This is a genomic window from Flavobacteriales bacterium, from assembly GCA_021739695.1.
Taxonomy (GTDB): domain Bacteria; phylum Bacteroidota; class Bacteroidia; order UBA10329; family UBA10329; genus UBA10329.
This window is the reverse complement of the sequence record JAIPBM010000029.1, coordinates 15,170-34,934: the sequence shown is the minus strand read 5'-3', so window position 1 is coordinate 34,934 and position 19,765 is coordinate 15,170. Positions and strand designations below refer to the sequence as shown.

The following is a 19,765-nucleotide window of genomic DNA, read 5'->3' as shown; positions in this document are numbered from 1 at the left end:
CAACTAGTTAATTAGGATTGCTTTCTATCGGAATATCCACAATGGAGTACAGTTCAGGAATCTCTGAATCCCAACCGTAAACTTCTTTGATCTTGTCTTTGAGCGTGGCTGCCGATTGGCTTTCACCATGTACAATGAACAAATGTTCTGGTGCCATTTCGAGATCGCTCACCCAATCCAATAATTCTGACTGATCGGCATGTGCCGAAAGCACTTCCAAATTGAGAATCTCCGCTTCTACTGGATAGTATTTGCCATAGATTTTCAGGTCTTCTGCACCTTCAAGCAGTTTTCTGCCTCGCGTACCAGCAGCTTGAAAACCCGCCAATAGCACGGTTGTTTCAATCATTCCGATGTAATGCTGAAGATACGTAAGTACACGACCGCCACTAATCATTCCGCTACCAGCAATCACGATCTTCGGTTCATTTTCATTGATGATTTCCCACGTTTCCTTATAGCTGTCCACAATTCTGAATGATTGGCACATGCTCGTGTATTCAGCGGGCGTGAGTTTGTGCCATTCTCTGTTGTCGTTAAAAACCTGCAGCACATTGGCTCCCATTGGGCTATCCATAATGAGTGGCATGACAGGAATCGCCTTTTCCTGTTTCAACTTCCAAATGATGTACATGAGGGTTTGTGTGCGCTCAACTGCAAAACTTGGAATGATCAATGTTCCTCCTCTATCGTAGGTTTTCTGAATTATCTCTTTCAGCTTCTCTTCCAAGTCTTCTTTAGTATGAAGCCGATCACCATAGGTACTCTCCATAAATAGCACATCTGCCCTTGTCGGCTTTTTAGGAGGTCGCATCAACAGGTCTTCTGTTCGCCCTATGTCGCCAGAGAAAACGAAACGTTTGTTGCTGATCTTCATTTCAATGAATGTGGCGCCAATGATGTGCCCGTTGTACTGAAATCGAATCTGAATGCCGGGTACCAGGTCAATCCACTCTCCTTCTGGCATGGAATTGAAATGAGCAATGGCCTGTTCAGCATCTTTCAGATCATATAGCGCCTCGGCAGGATGATGTTTTGAATACCCTTCCTTATTGGCTTTTTTAGCTTCCTCTTCTTGAATTTTGGCACTATCGCGCAGAATGATCTCTGCTACTTCCAAGGTTGGACGCGTACCGTGAATCGGGCCTTTGAATCCCATTTTCATCAATCGAGGCAAGTAGCCAGTATGATCCATGTGTCCGTGCGTGAGGACCACTGCATCAATTTGGGTTACATCAACCGGAAGATGATCCCAGTTGAGCAATCTCAATTCCTTCAATCCTTGGAAGAGCCCACAATCAACCAGGATTTTGTATTCGCCTGTGTCAATTAGGTATTTGGATCCAGTAACGGTGCCAGCTGCTCCTAAAAAATGAATTCTGACCTGATTTTCCATATTCGTATTTTTTCAATTAGAGACTGCACAGTTCGTGTGCCTCTTTTAAAATCCTTTTCTTTCTTGATTTACTTATTCCTTCAATATCAAGTAGTTGTGGTGATTTACATAATTCAGTACATAAGACAACTTCTTCCTTAAGTAAAGCTTTCTTCTCAGCCGTACTTATCGTTGTAAGGCTGGTTACGGGATGTAATCCAGCCCGATCAATACGCTGATTGAGACTTCCATCCTTGGGCGAATCCCATCCAATGAGTGTGAGGCCAATACAACTACCATACTGAACAGCATCAGTTGTAAATCGAGTATTTGTCACCACCCATCCTTCAAAGCTTTTTCCTTCATGCTCTGGCATCTTGCCCCAAGCTTGGGCCACATCCACAAAACGAGACCGTATGTATAATGGAATCTTCACATCAGAATATTTTCCCTTGTCGCTGTGGAACTTGCACTCAATCATACATCGTACGTTTCCTCGTTCAGCAATCACGTCCACTTCATGTTTTACGCATTCTCCTTGCACAATTTCTCCAGTGTGGGTGTGAAATCCTTCGGCACGAAGCAGCGCTGCGACAAATTTTTCGAAGGCGAATCCTGCAGGACCCAATTCCATAATGGCGTTCTTGAGTTTGTATCTGGCAGCAGTAGAGCTCGAACCTTTCCTAAGCAACGTAAATGCTTTGCGATAGATTTCTTTGGTGGTCATTCCTTCATGCAATGATGCAGAAATTGCATCCACAACTTCGTCAATGGCCTTTCGCTCAGCCTTTGAACGTTCGAGAGATCTTCTCAATCTAGCCACGTCAAAAGGTACACGTTCTCCCGAAGCTTTTGTGATCAGTGTGTTTTCCAATCGTAAGAATGTTTATTTGATGGCACAATTCATTTGTAAGTTGAATTGAATTGTTGCCAAATTAGTCACTTCACGGTGCAACTTACGGATTGATGTCAGTTTCAATACTGATCGTTGTGTGATAAATCATGGTGGTAAATAAAAAACCACCGACACATGAAGCATCGGTGGTCTTATTATTAGAATTACAATGCGTAATTATTGCACAGCTACTCTGTAATTCACAAATCCGTTTTCAACGTTCAATTGAAGTAGGTACATGCCTGCAGTTAGCTCATTCACGGGAATGTTCATTCTGCTGACAGCACTGTTTGGAGCAATGCTGTACACCAATTTTCCACTCATATCTATCAATCTCACTGAAGTAAGATCAACGGGACTATCCATTTCAATTGTAAGGATATCGGTGGCTGGGTTAGGATATACATTCACGCTTGCCATGATATCTTCTTCAATTCCAACCGCCATGGTAACAGAAACATCTGTAGTTGCTGTGCAAAATCCGTTATCTACAGAAACAGTATAAGTGACATCAGCATTAGGAGCTACTGAAATGGATGATGTTGTTTCCCCTCCAGGGGTCCAAGTATAATTGAGCCCAGCAGGATTTTCCATTTCGTAATTCACGATAACGTTGGCAATTCGACCACTCGACATGGTTCCAAATGGATATTGAACCCCAACCCCTTCTTTGACGCTTAAATTACCGTCCGTGGCAACCACTGTTCCAACTCCAATGCCGTTGCTGTAATTCAATAACAATCCATCGGTTCTTGTAATGTAGAACGCAAAAGTTTGCCCGGGAGCCATATTCAAAGGTGCTGTAAGAGGAATGGAAGAGTTATACCCAGCCTCGATGCCCGTTAATGTGTTCAGCAAGGTCCAGCTTCCAGCGGTCGCTTCAAAACCAACGTGTGTGCCTGTCTTGTAATATACCTCAAGATCAGCAGTAGGAACATTTGTGCGAAGTGACATTGTAAATCCACTGATGGTCAAGGCATTTGCAGCAGATACATCAAACATTACCCCATAATTGCTATTTCCTCCTCTGTAAGTTGTTGATAATCCTGTTGCAACAATGACGTCCGTACTAAGTGTGCTGGACTGATTCCATGCGAGAACTGAAGGGCTGGCGCTTGCGGTAACCTCATAATCATTAACTGTGACCAAAGCTGTACCGACATGCGTTGTACTACCATAATCCACAGAAACCACAATACCCATTGATTCATCTGGTGTGAATTCGACCGTTTCGAGCGTGCTTGTATTTCCCAACCAACTGATGTTTGTCAAAATGGGTTCGAACATGACCGTTCCGATAAAATCCCTTGGAGTATTTGTAGTGCCGAACGGATACCCTTTTCCAATTCCAGTGTGTATGGTCAGATAAGTGTTTCCAGTAAGCACCGCGCCCTCAGACACTCCATCTGCATATTCAATGTATTGCCCAGAACCCGTTGATGTTATGTAAAAGGCCACGGTCTGTCCGGGAAGTACTATCTGAGAAATGTCAACTCCGATGTTGACGCCATCGCCCATCACTATGCCAGAAGATGTTCCTAAAAGCGTCCATCCTGTGCTACTATTTTCGAACCCAACGTAAGAGCCTGGTCGGTAATAAACTTCAAATGATGAGTTGGCAGAAAGCACATTCGCAACAAATCCCTTGATGATGGCTCCTTCCTCGCCAAGCACATCGAACATGACGCCCGAATTGTTATTTACACCTGAGGCTGGGCTCGGTAGTTCCAGCAATGGGCCTGATACTGTAGCTGATATTGTTTCTCCTGCACAAATATTATCTGAGCTTAGGTTTACAATAGGTTGCGCTTGCACGAACATGGTTGTAATTCCCATTAGCGCAATTAGGTAGATTTTTTTCATTGTGTTTGAATTAGGTTGTTTTTGTAATAAAGGTTGGGTAAAGCTACGGTTAACTGAATTATCGAAGTCAGTACCACCAATGACATTCGTCAGGTTGTTGAAATGTACAGGAGGGTGGATTATCCGATGATTACACGCTGAATATTCTATTCAGAATGCATGAAGCATTAATAGACGGATCTGTTATTTACCTCGCGCATCTGTCAGGAACTGGCGCATGGGCTCGCTGGCTTTGAAATAGTCAGCAATCACAGAGGCAAAGTCTTCTCTAAGAATGGTTTCTGGTGGCAACTCACCAAAGAAATAGAATTGTTTATTGAACAAGTAAGGCTGATTTTCGGCAGCTTCTTTGAACTCCTTCGGCAGGAGCTTATTCTTCTCACCACGCACTTCTCCGAATTTGGCCACGAACTCCTTATCGGTTATCAATTTGTTGAATTCGGAAGAATGGGCCATGATGTATTCGCGCACAGACTGCAGGTCATCTTTTTCCAGTTGATACAAGCCACTGTAGAAACGGAAATGCTCTGCGCCCAACTCCAAATACATACCAGGAATAGCCATTCCTTCCTTTTTACCTCCTGGAGCTATTACAGCGCCCATGTGCATCTTATAAGGCGTCTTGTCCTTACTGAAACGTACATCTTTATGAATACGGAAGACTGCATTCTTGGCTAAGCCTGCAAAGCGTTCATCTACCTTGGCCGTACGGTCTATGGTGTCTTGAACAAAGGAGTTGAATGCGTCTTTTGCTGAAATTTCGTAGCGCTTCTTGTTTGCATTGAACCAATCTTTATTGTTGTTGGCCGCAAGGTCTTTGAAGAAATCGATGAAATCTTGAGTAAAATAGGCCATTGGAACAGGTGTTAAGTACGGAGCCCAAAACTACTTAAATTCCTTTTTGATGTCTTTCATAACGCGGCCACGAGTGTAGGTGGTCCAATCGTAGATGGCTGCAGCCCAATAGTTTCTAAATCCAAATCCACCTGCCTTGCCAACGAGTTTGTGCTTATAAATGACGGAACGGCTAGCAATATCGAAGAAAGTGAGATACCCAAAGCCTTGCTCTTTTATTTTGTCAAAAGATTCGACAACCACCACTACTCCTATCCCCTCTTTGTAATCGGCAATGGTGTAGGCACGCACAGCAGCGGCAATATCTTCATCTGCCACGCTGTAAGATTTGTTGATGACCAATGTTTTCACCTTCACCTGATCGTTAACCGCGGCCACTACACCATAATCATATTTGAGGTCAGATACCAGCAGTGCTTTTCCCCAATCGTACTTGTCGCCTTCAGATATCATCAGGTGGTTCCATTTTTCGAAATAGCTTTCTTTAATGGCCACAGGATCATTGAATCCGTCCTCCCCGATCATCCGTGATTTTGAAAAATCGAGACCAAACCAAACAATGCTACACTTCTCATCCATGAAATCCCTCATGGTCTTTTGACCAAAGGAGAGCATTGGTGCCATAATTAGCAACAGTATCCATGTTCGTTTCATCTGAGTTTATTCAAGGTGAAGTCTCAAAAGTATAAAACGTGAACATGTCGGTTTATTGAGTGATGGATGAAATTTCGCTCGGTTAAACTATTGAACTAATACTCTTAGGCGTAATAAGGTATGACTAAATCGGGTCTCCACGTGGTTATGATTCACCATTTTTGCAATCCATTAAACTTTCCACTCTTTTCAGCGTCTGAACGCCTAATGTTCAACATCCATTTAAGGTCATTTACCATCTTCTTTCTAGCAGTGCTTTTGCATGTTTCTGTGGCCATGGCGCAACGCCCTGGCCCCGGACAAGGCGAGCGACCAGCAGGCAGAACTGTGAGCGGTAGCGTGGTGGATGAAAAAGGCAACTCGGTGCCTTATGCGTCTGTTGCCCTGCGCTCAAAACGCGATTCAACCTTCTTACGAGGAACAGCCACCGTCCTTGACGGTGCCTTTGAATTGCAGCTGAGACCTGGTATGTATGAATTGACAGTCTCTTTCATTTCGTATCAGGATAAGGTGATGGACCTTGACCTTCGGGAAGCAGACGTGAATATCGGCAAGCTGAGCATTGAACCAAAAGCAGAACTGGTGGATGAGGTGGTGATATCGGCAGATAAGAGCTACATGGAACTGAAGCTTGATAAGCGGGTGTATAACGTGGATAAGGACCCGAATAATGTGGGAAAGAATGCACAGGATATTCTAGAAACGGTGCCTTCTGTGCAGGTGGATGTGGATGGCACGGTGAGCCTCAGGGGTAGTTCGAATGTGCGTATTCTGATTGACGGGAAACCTTCTGGACTGACAGGAATCAGCACGCAGGATGCCTTGCGCCAGCTGCCCGGAAATCTAATAGAGAAAATTGAGGTGGTAACCAATGCCTCGGCCAAATATGATGCAGAAGGCGATGCGGGTATTTTGAATATTGTGCTTAAAAAAGACAAACGTGCCGGTCTGAATGGCAGTTTCGAAGTCAATGCAGGTTATCCGCACAACTATGGCGCTTCGGCCAATCTGAATTACCGAACAGGCAAGTTCAATTTCTTTACCAGCATTGGAGGGCAGTACCGACAGCGACCGGGTAATGGACGCTCATTCCAACAGTTCTTTCTGGAAGACACGAGCTTTGCCTACGAACGCACTCGCCAACAGATTCGCGCAGGGGTTTCGGCCAACGGGCGTTTTGGCATCGACTATTTCATTGACAAGAAAACGAACCTCACTGCATCGGGCATGTACAGCCGCTCGTGGAACAACAACACTTCCGAACTCAACTACACGGATATTGACGAGAACGGAACCGTGACCCAGCAGGTAGTTCGAACAGAAAAAGAGACGGAACCACAACAGAACATAGAGGCCAACCTGAATTTCAGACACACGTTTAAAACGGAAGAACAGCTTCTTACTGCTGACGTGCGCTGGTTTGTGAGTGATGATCACGACAAGAGCGACCTGTTGGAACGAGGTACGGACTATGTGCTCAATCAGCGCACAGATAATGTGGAAAATGAGCGGACGTGGTTGTTCCAGACAGATTATGTGCATCCATTCAATGAAAAGGTGCGGCTGGAAACGGGTCTAAAGGCCACCATTCGAAAGATTGACAACAACTATCAGGTAGACCAACAGAACGATTCCACTGCGGCTTGGGAGGTACTGAGTCAGTTCGACAATAATTTCATTTACACGGAAAACGTGTATGCCGCCTATCTGATGGCCAGTGGCAAGGTCAAACGGTTCTCAATGCAAGGTGGCTTGCGTGCGGAATATTCCGACATCCGAACTGATCTGGTAAAGACCAACGTCAAAAATTACCGCAGCTACATCAGCTTCTTTCCTTCAGCTCATCTTAACTACGAGTTTGCATCCAACAATTCGCTGCAACTGAGCTATAGCCGAAGGATAAGCCGACCTCGTTTCCGCGACCTGATTCCTTTTTCTAGCCTTTCCGACAATCGGAATTTCCGTGCGGGTAACCCGAATCTGAATCCGGTATTCACACACTCTATCGAATTGGGACATCTGAAAACATGGGACAATGGAACCCTGCTTTCGAGCGTGTATTATCGCCACAGCGATGGGGTCGTTCAGCGGGTATCGCGTTCAGACAGCACCGGACTCATCACTACTTCTCCCATCAACCTAAGTAAAGAGGATGCGGCTGGAGTTGAGCTCAGTTTCTCTTACAGCCTATTTAAATGGTGGCGCACCACCTTCAATGCCAACATCTACTATTCCATTACAAATGGCCAGTACGAAAATCAGTCGTTCTATGCCGAGACCTTTACCGCCAACGGACGGTTTACCAGCAAATGGACCATTGTGAAGAAGGTCAACATTCAGACCTCATTCATGTACAATGCGCCTCGAAATACGCCACAGGGCAAGAATCTGAGCATGTATTCGTGGGATATTGGCCTGACGATGGATGTGCTGAAAGGAAATGGAACGCTGACGCTGAGTGCCCGAGATATTCTTAACTCACGCAGAAGACGGTGGGAAATTGACACACCTACACTGGTTTCAACCAACGATTTTCAATGGATGACGCGACAATTCGTGGTCAGTTTTGCCTATCGACTCAATCAGAAAAAGAAACGCGAACGTGGTGGCCGTGGAGAAGCTGGCGAAATGGATGGCGGTGGCGATGATTATTGATCCCGGCTCGTAGGCAGGCTCAAAGGTTGTAGGATTTCCATACAACCGGTTTCTGCAAACCCATCTGGCAGTGTTTCGTCCAGGCCAAAATCGCTAAGCGTGATATCGTAGTGCAGATACATCATGCAATCGAGGTTTGGCCCCACCTGAAAATCGCTGAGTGCTCCTTTCAGTACCACGCTTTCTGTCCGTCCGTTTAAAGTCAGCTCCCCTTCTGCATCAAAATGTTGGGTCGATTTGTTCTTGGTCCAAAGTTGGTCTAGTCCGAGTACGCCTCTAAAAACCACATCATTCTGCGATCCCTCTCGTAGCTTCAAGTCCAAGGAATCTATGCCGGTAGAGAACGTATTCGGACTAACAGCAATCACGACTTCCATATTGACATTATTGATCATCATTCGAAGTTTGTGACTGCCGATATTCAATAAGGTATCTTGGTAGTAAATGCTAATGCCCACCTTGCCATCACGAATCTGAAAAGTGGTTTTGTCTTGAGCTTGGGCGTTTAAGCCACCCAATATAAGAACAAGGGTCAGCAGGAATTTCATACTTCAAAGATACCCAAACCTTAAGCACCATTGCTAGGATATGTACATAGCAAAAGTCATTTTTGAATAATTAACGATTACGATGAAATCGAACTTGAAAGCGCACAAATAATTGTCACTTGCAGCATTTTCCTAAATTAGAACACACCAAACATCAAACTATGCGCACACTTTTTAGCCTTGCCCTTTGCTCCCTGTATTTGAATTCACAGGCACAGCAGATCAATTGGAATGCAACCGCTCCACTTACCGCATTAGAAGACACTTTCAACCTTCCGTGGCCCTCATGGGCATTTTCGCACTGGGTTTGGGAGGATGAAAGCACACAGGCAAGCGCCCTGCAAGTTGTGGACGATTACATCGCAAGAGACATTCCCGTTAGCGCCATCATCATTGATAGTCCATGGGAAACGGGTTACAACACCTTTGAATGGGACACCACCCTGTTTGAGGACGCGCAGGCCATGATTGATTCCTTGCATGCACGTGATGTGAAAGTGGTGATGTGGATAACGGGAATCATCAACATTGATGAAGGCGCGATTTACGATTATGCAAAAGACCAAGGCTATTTTATGAAGCAGTTGCCGTTCGACAACAACCCTGCGGTGGTGAATTGGTGGAAAGGTGATGGAAGTCTGATTGATTGGTTCAATCCAGATGCAGTTGCATGGTGGAAAGGCCTAATGGACAACATGCTGGATATGGGCATTGACGGTTGGAAATGTGATGGCACCGACTTTTCTGCTATTCAAACGCCTTGGTCTGATGGCGCCAATGGCTTCGTTTCCCGATTGGATTATTCGCACGCTTACTATCAGCTTCATTTCGACTACACGTGGGAGGTTCTGGGCGATGACCGCATCATTATGGCCAGACCGATTGATAATTATGGCTTAGCTGATGTAGGTGGTGATCAAGTATCGTTCTCCCCTGTCCAGACAGGTTTTGCAGCTTGGGTCGGTGATCAGGATGCCACCTTTGAAGGACTTACTTGGGCCTTGAATAGCATGTACCATTCTTACGAAATGGGCTACCTATCTTTTGGTTCAGACATTGGCGGTTATCGTGAGGATGATAATTATCCTGGAGGTCGTTCGAAAGAGCTTTTTATCCGTTGGGCGCAGTTGGGCACCTTTAGCGGACTGATGGAAAACGGTGGTGGCGGAGAACATCGTCCTTGGATGTTTGATCAGGAAACCGAAGATATTTATCGAGACTTGGTTGAGAAACGTTACAACATGCTCCATTACCTGATGGTAAACAGCGAATCGTACTTCGCCAACGGGCAATCGCTGATGCAGTTCTTCAATAAGACAGACTACAGTTACATGCTTGGTCCTGACATTTTTGTAACACCATTTTTGGCCGAAGGCACTTCCATCACCGTCAATTTCCCAGAAGGGTATGAATGGATCTATCTCTACGACAACAATCAGGTCTATACAGGTGGAACCACGGAAACATTTACGGTTCCATACACAGAGTTTCCCATTTTCACCAAGGGAAATCCATTGGGAATTGCTGAGCAAAATGAAACCTTGGTATCCATGTATCCGAATCCGAGTGAGGGTCTATTGACCATTCAACTGAACAACACCGATTTCAATGGCGCACGTTTGGAACTGATGGATGTATCGGGTAAAATGGTCCATTCAAGTGGTTTGACTACGGCCAAAACACAGTTAGACATCAGCCAGCTCAACCAAGGAGTGTATATCTGCAAAGTGATTCAGAATGGTAATTATGCCATTCGCAAAGTGATATTGAACTGAACGTGACAACAACATTCCGATCAAGAATAAGTGTGGCTCTACTCCTATTCATCTTGGTCATGTTTACGCCTATTCTGTTTTTAACAAAGGGAAATGTGGGTTCGGGTGAACTTGTAGCGGCTATAGCCACCATTGCTGGTTCGCTAGCAATTGTGCTACTGCTACTGTTGGGAATGCGGTATGAAGTATCGGATTCCACGCTGAGTATCAAACTCGGCCCCGTAAACTATGGAAAGATTCCACTGAGCGAGATCACATCAGTGAAGCGTAGTTACAATCCGCTTTCGTCTCCAGCATCATCGCTCAAACGCTTGCTTGTTAAATCAAAATCTAAAAGCGTGCTCATTTCTCCTGCACAGGAAAAGGAATTCATTCAATTGTTAAAGACACGAAACCCACAGATAAAAGTTGTGGTGAACGACAAGAATGACTGGTGGCGCTTTTGGGATTGGGATATTTGATACGGCCTATCGCGCCATCATCAATATCTTCGAAAATCGATACTTGTTAGTTGTAATGGTTACGATGTACTGACCATTGGAAACGGCCTGCCCCTGATCGTTCGTTCCATTCCAAGAAACACGATTCAATCCAACTGTGCTAGAACCGATCGGTATGTTTCTGACAAGTCTTCCGGTGATGTCGCGTATTTCAATGGAACGCGCTACATCATTTTTCAAAGCATATTCAATGTACGTGGTTCCAGTCGTAGGATTCGGGTAGATGCGCGTTTGCAACGGATCATTCTCCGCAATTCCATCCGGTTGATCTTCCTCAACAAAATCGAGATTTGGAACAGGCAAAGGCTGATCGGTGTAGATGTAATATTGACCTGGTTCGTAATAAAGCGTCATGTTGGTCGCATTCACTTCAAGCGGTTCGCCTGTCATGTAATTGTACCACGTTCCAGTGTGCTGGAAATCGGGCGTCATATCAAAACCATTCACATCAAAATTAGCAGTAACACTGGTGTTCATGTCTGGATGAGAGAGCCACATTCTTTTGCCTGTCCCGCCAAGGTCTAAGCCATAAGTTGTGACCGAATAGACGGGTTGCATATGCTTCAAGGTATTGATGGCACCCCAAGCACGATAGAGCTTCTGTCTGGCTTCTTCCCAGAAATAGTTCCAACGGATAGGCTTCGCTGCCGTTCGGGAAAGATCAAGACCTGAAGGCCAAAAAATAGATATATCGTAACCCAGCTCGCCAAATTGCCAGATCATTTTTGGTCCTGGCACCAAAGTGAACATGGCGGCCGCAGCTTGCATACGGTATAAAGCAGTTGTTGTGTCTGCGCAGTTGTAATCAGGATTGGAGCCGTTTCCGTAGGTCACGTTCTCAAACATCAAGCGATCTTCATCGTGGCTTTCCATGTAACCAACTGCCCTAGGTAGATTCCAACCTTTAGTCTGATAGCTCATTTGCCATCCCCAATCCGAATTGGATTGATAGCCCATAGTAGCTTGTTTGAACTGTTCCTGCGCTTTGCTCCACAACATGATATTGTTGTTGGCTAGAACGGTTTCCTCGCCATTATCGCCCAAATGCTCCAAGATCATGTGGAAATCTGGAGAATAGGACCAAATAGTATTCGCGTAATCGAGAATGATGTTCACACGGCTTTGATCGTAGTTGGTCCAAGCACCGATGTCGTTCCCGCTATTTGTTTGCGTCAGTCCTTTAGAAAGGTCAACACGGTAACCGTCTATCTTAAATTCCTCTATCCAATACCTGAAAATGCGATGGAACATCTGACGCACGTACTGGCTTTCGTGATTGAAATCGTATCCTACACTGAATGGATGTGTAGCAACCGCATTGAAATATGGACTGTTCCAAGCCGGTCGTTGAAGTCCTGCGTCCCAATACATTTCAACGTATGGATTTCTTCCAAATGCGTGGTTAGGCACAATATCAAGTATTACGGCAATGCCATGATCATGACAGGCGTCAATCAATTCCTTCAGTTTATCCGCAGGACCATATTTCTTATCCACAGCAGTGAAGAAAATCGGATTGTATCCCCACGAATCGTTTCCTTCGAACTCAATCACAGGCATTAATTGAATAGCGTTGATACCAAGACCCTTCAGATAGTTAAGCGAATCAATTACTGATGTGAAGCTTTTCCTGAATGAGAAATCGCGGATTAGCAACTCGTAAATAACGAGGTCTTCCTTCGCTGGTCGCTGATAACCTGTGGTTTGCCAATCATAAGTTGGCATGTCGGTTTGGTAGACTGACACATCTCCACTTGTAAGATCATTTGGATAAGGAATCAGATTGGGATAGATGTTCGGGTTAATGCCCGCGTCACTGTATTCCTCCAAAACTTTGTAAGAATACGGATCAGCCACTTTGAACATCCCATCCACAAAATACTGAAAGCGATATTCCGTCTGTGGCGTTACGTTATTCAAGGTGATCCAATAGCGTTCGCCATCAACAGATCGTTTCAATTGATATGCTGGGTCAATTTCCCAATTTGTTTCATCGCCAATGAAATACACGAATTGCTTAAAAGGGGCCCAAAGACAGAACGTTACGGTTGTGCTATTTATGATGGTAATTCCCGGTTCTATTCCTTGTGGCGGATCTTGCACCGTTGGTGGTTCAGCAACAATGAAATATGTGCTATCTGTAATGGTTTCTCCACCGGCTTCTACCGAATAGCTGAGGTAATACTTACCAGGCGCTGAAGTGTTTACACTCGCAGTAGCCATGTCACCCAAATTCTGCCCGATCAATGCACCATTCTGATATAGATTGATGAGGCTGAGTGGATTATTGCTGCGCACATCCATCGTCAGAGGCGCATTCTGCTCTACCACTTTTCCTGGAACAATCGGATTCATGATCATCGCATCCAATTCAGTAGCCGATTCGAACACAGGAATGTAGATATCGGATCCATTGGCATTTTGCCCAACTACAGAACCATCCGCGTTTCTGAATACCATGGCCAAGGCCCGAACTCCTGCCCAAGTACCCGTATTGTAAAAATCCTCAATATTGATGCCCTTGGTATGTACACCACCTCCAGCATTGGTCATTACCAGTTCTGGATTTGCTTCGCCCCAAAGTCCTACTTGACTTCGCCAATTTCCTTCATATTCACTCGAAGCAGTAATAAGCCCAGTGTGCATGTAAACAGGGCTAACTCCAGAAAGAGAACCATTTCCTTGATTGCTATTGAAGGTGATGGTGATGGAGTCCGAAACCGTGATATACGGGATATCGGTCGTCACCACTTGAGCAACGGATGCAGTTGCTACAAAAACAGCACATAAACAGAACGAAATGATTCTCATGAAAAGGAAATTTGAATTCTATTAATGACTTACTACAACTTTATGTTGCATTAAAAGACCAGAATTGCTTCTGATCGTGGCAAAATAAATACCGTTGCTAAGTTCAGATACGCCAAAAGGAAGGATGTTCTTTCCAGCGGTGAGATTGGTGCTTTCTGAATGAACCAATTGTCCAACGCTGTTTACCAATTCAAATCGGGCATTGGCCACGTTTTCTTTCAAACTGATACGGACGAAACCTTCAGTTGCCATAGGATTCGGGCCAACAAAAAGATCATATGCAAGATCGTTGTCTTTGATTCCAACAGATGATTTTGAGAAGGTTACCGATTCGCAAATTGAGTTGTCCGTAGAATTAATGACGGTTGGATTTGCCTTATCAACATTTATCACAAATATGTCTTGGCATCCTTGCTGATCGCGACCAGAAGCAGTTCCATCTTCATTTCTGAAAACCAGACCCAACAGATATATTGTATTGATCGGGTCAAATGGAGCTGAAACAGTAGTTCCTGTGGCATTTTGCTCTGTACTCACCAAGGTAGGATCGCTGTAAAAGTCTTCCATGATGAAGGTCTTGCTGTAAACACCATTTCCTTCATCCACCATTTGCCCAACGCCATCGTCTTGCGGATTTGCACCCCAATTTCCAACCACGTGTTGCCATACATCTGATGCGTATGGAACAATTTGATCCGCACAGTATTCTTGAGCTGTTTGGCTCTGATTGGAGCCTCTATTTTCTGAACATGCACCAGAGTGCATGTAAACCTTATTCACGGGAGCCGGACCACCAATTCCATCGCCAAGCAGGTTGCAATCCACGTTAAACATGCTTTTGGTGTCAAGCGTAATGGTAATTTGTGTTTGCGCATAAATACTTGACGCTCCAATCATTAGAGCGGATGATAGTAATATTTTCTTCATGTTTATTGTTTTAAAATGCGTTCGTAAATGATTCCTTCTGATGTTTCAACTTTCAATAGATAGGTTCCTGGAATAAAGCTTGACAGATCAACGATTGCTTTAGTTCCAACAATATTGGATTTTGAGAAGATCACTCTTCCCTGCACATCCATCATTGCAAAGGTTTGAATTAAAGCGCTTTGGTTTGAAAACCCGAAGCTTACCTGTTCATTTACTGGGTTCGGATAAGCTGAAAAACCAAGTTTCGATTTCAATTCTTCAATTCCCACGTCTTGAACGAGCACATTCTGAGATGATGTATCCGCTCCGCAGCCATTCTCTGCAATCATTACAACTCCAAACACGCTTTCTGAACCAAAATCGTATTCAACAGAAGCTCCCTCAGCCGATGTGGCATCCGTATTTCCATCTCCGTTGAAATCCCAATAAATGGTAGTGGCACCCGAACCAATGTCCGTAAAACTCACGGTTGTTCCTACCACAGCATTGTATTCGAAATCAGCAACCGGAGAAGTTCCAGTTTGAATATTGATCAGGTCAATTCCTGTACAACCTGCTTGATCTGTTACGGTAACGGCATAATCGCCTGGCTCGGTCACAACTAATGTTTGAGTACTTGCGCCAGAAGACCAATCATAAGAACTGAATCCAGAACCCGCATCAAGCGTAATGCTTTCTCCATCGCATAAAGACATATCAGGTCCGAGGTTAACCTGAACATTACCCGAACCGAAAGTCACTTGTATCTCGTCTGTGCTCACACATCCAAGTCCATCTGTATACGTAACAGTATAACTACCGCTCTGCGTTACGTTGATAGTAGTTGTTTGCGCACCAGTGCTCCAACTGAACGAACCTGTACCTCCAGCAATATCAGTAGCAGAAACACCTCCAAAAGTGCTGGCGTTATTGTTTGACGTCTCCAGAAAAATGTCATTGCCGTTATTATCTCGACCAGACGCAGATCCATCTCCATTACGGAATATCATCCATAATCCGATCACATTCGTTCCTCCTGGATAACCGTAATAATCTTCTACATTAAGAGTGATAGACCAAAGGTTATTACCTAGAGATGTCATTTGCCCTACACCATCATTCAACCCCCAGTTACCGATTACATACTCCCAAGGACCAAAAGGAACTGTTTGAATTCCCGAATGAATATAAACCTGCGAAGCACCAACCAGACCGCTCTGACCTTGTGTCGCATCGTAAACAATTCGCAAAGAATCTTGCCCAATTCCACCGGAATAGACCGGCTCCAAGGTGAATGGATTGCCGTTGCATTGAACAATATCGTCACCTAAACTGACGGAACACTGAGAAAATCCGAAGAACGGTGTCAGTAGGAAAGCAATGGAAAGAAATCGATTCATGGTGATTTTACTTAGTGTCATTTTAACACTTACATAGACAATATTAGCAATTTTCTGATAATGGTCATGTCTTTCGATAACGTTTTAGAAACGAAAGAGAAGCACTTACCTTTGGTAACCCGTGGACTTTAAACATAAAAGCAAACTACCGTGGCTCAGCCATTTTATCTATTCTCTGAAGCACAGAGGATTGATGAATACCTGTTCATTAGGTTTAAAAGAATGGAAGAAAGAACGCGAATTGGGGATCAGCACCTTCGGTAACCGTTCTTCTGACGAATTGACCATAAGCTGCAATTCCAAAGAAGGCGGCCATTTATATCAACCATCCAGTTCAGTCATATTCGAAAAAGCGATGAACACACTTCCTTTCAACTTTAAGGAAAAGGTTTTTCTCGATATCGGTTCCGGCAAAGGACGCGCGTTGATATTGGCAGCCGAAAGTGGTTTCCGAAAAGTGATAGGCATTGAGTATGCCAACGAATTGAATGACATCGCTTATACGAATGTCGAATTGGTCAAAGACCGTTTCCCAAATACAGAATTCCATCTGGAAGAAGGCGATGCGCTCACCTACTCCATTCCTTCAGAAGTAGATGTAATCTATCTGTTTAACCCATTTGATGAACAGGCCATTTCTGAGTTGATGAAACGTGTGAAACCTCATTTCAAATTGGATAAGGAGATCTATTTGGTTTACGTGCACCCCGTTCACAGCCCATGCGTAGAGGAATTCTTAGGAAAACCGATTTCAGTGATTACCAACAGAAAAGGGATGCCAGATGTGGCGATTTTCTGTAATCGCTCTGCTTAGGACCCAATAAAATGAAACACATCGGTGGATTAAGTATTCATCAGTGAAGTTGGGTCGAATCACTACATTTCCATTTCGCTAAACACCTAACCGATCAGCATAATGTCTACGAACGAAAATAAGCACAAACAGGATGACTATATGGATAATCACTTCATCCATAGAAGTAACTGGCTGAGGGCTGCGGTACTTGGCGCGAACGATGGAATTTTATCTACTGCAAGTCTCGCCATCGGTATTTCAGCGGCAAGCGATACAAGAGAGCCGATCATTCTAGTAACGTTGGCCGGATTGGTTGCTGGTGCGCTATCAATGGCTGCGGGAGAATATGTTTCGGTAAGCTCTCAGACAGACGTAGAAAAAGCAGATATCGAGCGTGAACGAATTGAATTGGAACAAATGCCAGAAATTGAACTTCTCCGATTAGCAGACATCTACGAAAAACGTGGATTAAAAAAGGAAACAGCACTGATGGTTGCAAAAGAATTCACAGCGATTGATGCCTTGGGAGCACATGTAAGAGATGAACTTGGATTGAATGAAATCAGTCAGGCTAAACCAATTCAAGCTGCTATTGCTTCTGGTGCTGCTTTTACCGTGGGTGGTTTGCTTCCTCTCATCGTAGCCATCTTCTTGCCAATAAAAAGTATGGAGATCTACCTCTATGGTTTTTCAATCATCTTCCTGAGTGTTTTAGGCGCATTGGCCGCTAAAACAGGTGGTTCCAGTGTTTTTAAAGCGATTGGAAGGATAACATTTTGGGGCACGGTCGCAATGGGACTTACAGCCTTAGTAGGGTATTTGTTTAACGCGAATGTTGGATGACCCGAGACCCTTTTATGTGAACGGATGTAAGATTCAATTCCTATTTTTCAGCCATGAAAAAGGAATACACCAACGGAGAAACCACTATTGTGTGGCAGCCGGAAAAATGCATCCATTGCGCTGAATGCGCTAAAGGTTTACCGGAAGTTTTCAAACCAAGAGAAAAACCTTGGATACAAATGTGTGTTGTAGAGTCTAAAACGATTCAAGCACAAGTGAAAATGTGTCCTTCTGGAGCACTTTCGCTGAAAGACCAATAGTTTGAAGATCGGAATTATAGGTTCTGGCGGTGCAGGAATGTGTACTGCGTGGCTTTTAGATCAAGGCCACGAAATAACCTTGTTCGAAAAGAAGGATTATTTGGGTGGAAATACCCATACCGTGGAGGTTGAACTGAACGGCATTATGCACTACGTTGATGATGGCGCCAATTGGTTCTCACCTACCATTTATCCACTTTTCAATCGATTGCTGGAATTACAACAGATTCCTTACGAATGGGTTCCAATGTCGATGACCTATTACAACACACTTACTGGTCAGGTAAACTGCATGCCTCCTTCCACGCCAAGAAGGTTCGTGCAGATGTTCACCAAAGCACACAGATTACCCGAACTGCTGTTGATGAATAAGGTTATAAATGCATCTGAAAAAATTGTTCACGAGCGTCAAACGGAGCTAACACTTGGGCAGTTTATGGACAAACTGAACTTGAGCGACAAGCAACGAAACGGTTTCCTCAAGCCGCTTCTATCAGGTGTTTGGGGCAGTCCGTTCGACCAAACGGAAGATTTTGCCATTTATCCGCTGATGAAATATTTGGTCTATCACAAACCGAGCGGATTAAGCGACTTCAGTTGGAAAGTGATGAAAGGCGGAGTCAGGCAATACATCCAATTGATGGCCGATAGTCTTCTTAACACTGAAATACTGGTAAAAGATGGGGTAAAACACGTGCAACCCAACCCTCAAACTGGAAAGGTAAGCGTGACATCTGATAGTGGAAAAAGCTTCGAATTTGACAAGTTGATCATTACTGCTGGGGCAAAAGATGCGCAGTACATTCTCAAAGACACGCTCCACATGGAAAGCGTGAAAAATGTATTGAGCCAATTCGAGTATTACCTGGCTACGGTCTGCACGCACAGCGATACACGGTATATGCCACCCAATCGAAAGGATTGGAGCGTGGTGAACGTGTTGCACAAGGGCAAGCATGCCGATGCAACCATTTGGGATGGTTGGCACACCGATCAGAATGTGTTCGATTCTTACATCAACGAAGGTGACGACCCAAAGCATGTTCATCACGTATCTGAATGGTGGCTTCCTTGCGAAACGCCTCAATTCTTTGAGGCACAGAAAGCCTTGGAAAAAGTGCAAGGAACGCACAACATTTACTTTGGCGGAGATTATACCCGCGACATTGGTTCGCACGAAAATGCCATTGAATCTGCTGTGGAAAACTGCAAACGGATTTGGCCGCAAAGTGAACGTTTAAGTCTTTTGACAAGTTGATTCTTGGATCATCTTCGCCTTTTACTCTGATCGTTGTATTTCTAACAATCCTCTATTAGCTGAAATAATATTGAACGTGGTTCGTATTTTCGTCAGAAACCAAAACTAACCCTAATGAACTGGGAATTCTTTGAGGCCACCATTTTCAATCTCACGATAAACATCCTTTACGCCATCATTTCACTCATTGTGGCCATCCTCGCCTTGGGCTTTGTGGACAGAGTTCTCTTGACTAAAATTGACATTCAGCAAGAACTAAAAGACAATAACGTTTCTGTTGCTATTGCTGCATCTGCCATTCTGCTGTTTGTGGCGCTTATCATCTCTTTCGGACTTAAAGCTTGATCGGTTTTGGATGTTAGAAAAACCAT

17 protein-coding genes are annotated in these 19,765 nt (G+C 44.3%); 8 read left to right on the top strand and 9 right to left on the bottom strand.

The genetic code is table 11. The features are described 5' to 3' along the window. Nucleotides 1–7: 7 nt before the first annotated feature. From K9J17_15370 to K9J17_15350, 5 genes are all read right to left on the bottom strand, one after another. Nucleotides 8–1,396 carry an MBL fold metallo-hydrolase gene (locus tag K9J17_15370; protein MCF8278113.1) on the bottom strand — a complete coding sequence of 463 codons (1,389 nt, stop codon included), beginning with the start codon at nt 1,394–1,396 and terminating at the stop codon, nt 8–10. A gap of 16 nt (nt 1,397–1,412) precedes the next feature. Further along, a complete protein-coding gene (locus tag K9J17_15365) occupies nt 1,413–2,249 on the bottom strand; it encodes a restriction endonuclease (protein MCF8278112.1) in 837 nt (278 codons plus the stop codon). Nucleotides 2,250–2,447: 198 nt separating this feature from the next. Next, complete coding sequence (locus K9J17_15360; protein ID MCF8278111.1) at nt 2,448–4,133, bottom strand: T9SS type A sorting domain-containing protein; 1,686 nt, start codon at nt 4,131–4,133, stop codon at nt 2,448–2,450. 183 nt (nt 4,134–4,316) lie between these two features. Beyond that, nucleotides 4,317–4,988: a DUF2461 domain-containing protein gene (locus tag K9J17_15355; protein MCF8278110.1), complete on the bottom strand. Its 672-nt coding sequence runs from the start codon at nt 4,986–4,988 to the stop codon at nt 4,317–4,319. Nucleotides 4,989–5,018: 30 nt separating this feature from the next. Then, nucleotides 5,019–5,642, bottom strand: coding sequence for a hypothetical protein (locus K9J17_15350; GenBank protein MCF8278109.1), 624 nt, complete (start codon nt 5,640–5,642; stop codon nt 5,019–5,021). Nucleotides 5,643–5,849: 207 nt separating this feature from the next. Here K9J17_15350 and K9J17_15345 point away from each other — a divergent pair, with 207 nt between their 5' ends. Beyond that, complete coding sequence (locus K9J17_15345; protein MCF8278108.1) at nt 5,850–8,297, top strand: TonB-dependent receptor family protein; 2,448 nt, start codon at nt 5,850–5,852, stop codon at nt 8,295–8,297. Here K9J17_15345 and K9J17_15340 read toward each other — a convergent pair. Next, nucleotides 8,291–8,845 carry a hypothetical protein gene (locus K9J17_15340; GenBank protein MCF8278107.1) on the bottom strand — a complete coding sequence of 185 codons (555 nt, stop codon included), beginning with the start codon at nt 8,843–8,845 and terminating at the stop codon, nt 8,291–8,293. The genes K9J17_15345 and K9J17_15340 overlap by 7 nt on opposite strands. Before the next feature lie 161 nt (nt 8,846–9,006). On the opposite strand from K9J17_15340, the gene K9J17_15335 reads away from it, so the two are divergent. Together K9J17_15335 and K9J17_15330 are read left to right on the top strand one after the other, a co-directional pair. After that, nucleotides 9,007–10,620, top strand: a complete 1,614-nt coding sequence (locus K9J17_15335) for a T9SS type A sorting domain-containing protein (protein ID MCF8278106.1) — start codon at nt 9,007–9,009, stop codon at nt 10,618–10,620. A 2-nt stretch (nt 10,621–10,622) separates the two neighbouring features. After that, nucleotides 10,623–11,081, top strand: coding sequence for a PH domain-containing protein (locus K9J17_15330; protein MCF8278105.1), 459 nt, complete (start codon nt 10,623–10,625; stop codon nt 11,079–11,081). Nucleotides 11,082–11,087: 6 nt separating this feature from the next. Here K9J17_15330 and K9J17_15325 read toward each other — a convergent pair whose 3' ends face one another. From K9J17_15325 to K9J17_15315, 3 genes are read right to left on the bottom strand one after another with little or no spacing between them, the layout of a single operon-like run. Next, nucleotides 11,088–13,931, bottom strand: a complete 2,844-nt coding sequence (locus tag K9J17_15325; GenBank protein ID MCF8278104.1) for a T9SS type A sorting domain-containing protein — start codon at nt 13,929–13,931, stop codon at nt 11,088–11,090. Between the two features lie 21 nt (nt 13,932–13,952). Further along, the gene (locus K9J17_15320; GenBank protein MCF8278103.1) at nt 13,953–14,858 is read right to left on the bottom strand and encodes a T9SS type A sorting domain-containing protein; all 906 of its coding nucleotides are present in this window, start codon (nt 14,856–14,858) and stop codon (nt 13,953–13,955) included. Nucleotides 14,859–14,860: 2 nt separating this feature from the next. Further along, entirely contained in the window at nt 14,861–16,237 is a 1,377-nt protein-coding gene (locus K9J17_15315; protein ID MCF8278102.1) for a T9SS type A sorting domain-containing protein, read from the bottom strand. 121 nt (nt 16,238–16,358) lie between these two features. Between K9J17_15315 and K9J17_15310 the strand changes: the two genes are divergently transcribed. The 5 genes from K9J17_15310 (at nt 16,359) to K9J17_15290 (ending at nt 19,739) form a co-directional block, all read left to right on the top strand. Further along, the gene (locus K9J17_15310) at nt 16,359–17,051 is read left to right on the top strand and encodes a class I SAM-dependent methyltransferase (GenBank protein MCF8278101.1); all 693 of its coding nucleotides are present in this window, start codon (nt 16,359–16,361) and stop codon (nt 17,049–17,051) included. A 102-nt stretch (nt 17,052–17,153) separates the two neighbouring features. Next, nucleotides 17,154–17,876 (top strand): VIT family protein, encoded by a 723-nt coding sequence (locus K9J17_15305; protein MCF8278100.1) that lies wholly within the window; start codon nt 17,154–17,156, stop codon nt 17,874–17,876. Nucleotides 17,877–17,929: 53 nt separating this feature from the next. Further along, on the top strand, nt 17,930–18,136 hold the full coding sequence (locus tag K9J17_15300; protein MCF8278099.1) for a (4Fe-4S)-binding protein: 207 nt from the start codon (nt 17,930–17,932) through the stop codon (nt 18,134–18,136). Between the two features lies 1 nt (nt 18,137). Next, the gene (locus K9J17_15295) at nt 18,138–19,394 is read left to right on the top strand and encodes an FAD-dependent oxidoreductase (protein MCF8278098.1); all 1,257 of its coding nucleotides are present in this window, start codon (nt 18,138–18,140) and stop codon (nt 19,392–19,394) included. A gap of 114 nt (nt 19,395–19,508) precedes the next feature. Next, nucleotides 19,509–19,739, top strand: coding sequence for a DUF350 domain-containing protein (locus tag K9J17_15290; protein ID MCF8278097.1), 231 nt, complete (start codon nt 19,509–19,511; stop codon nt 19,737–19,739). Nucleotides 19,740–19,765: the final 26 nt, after the last annotated feature.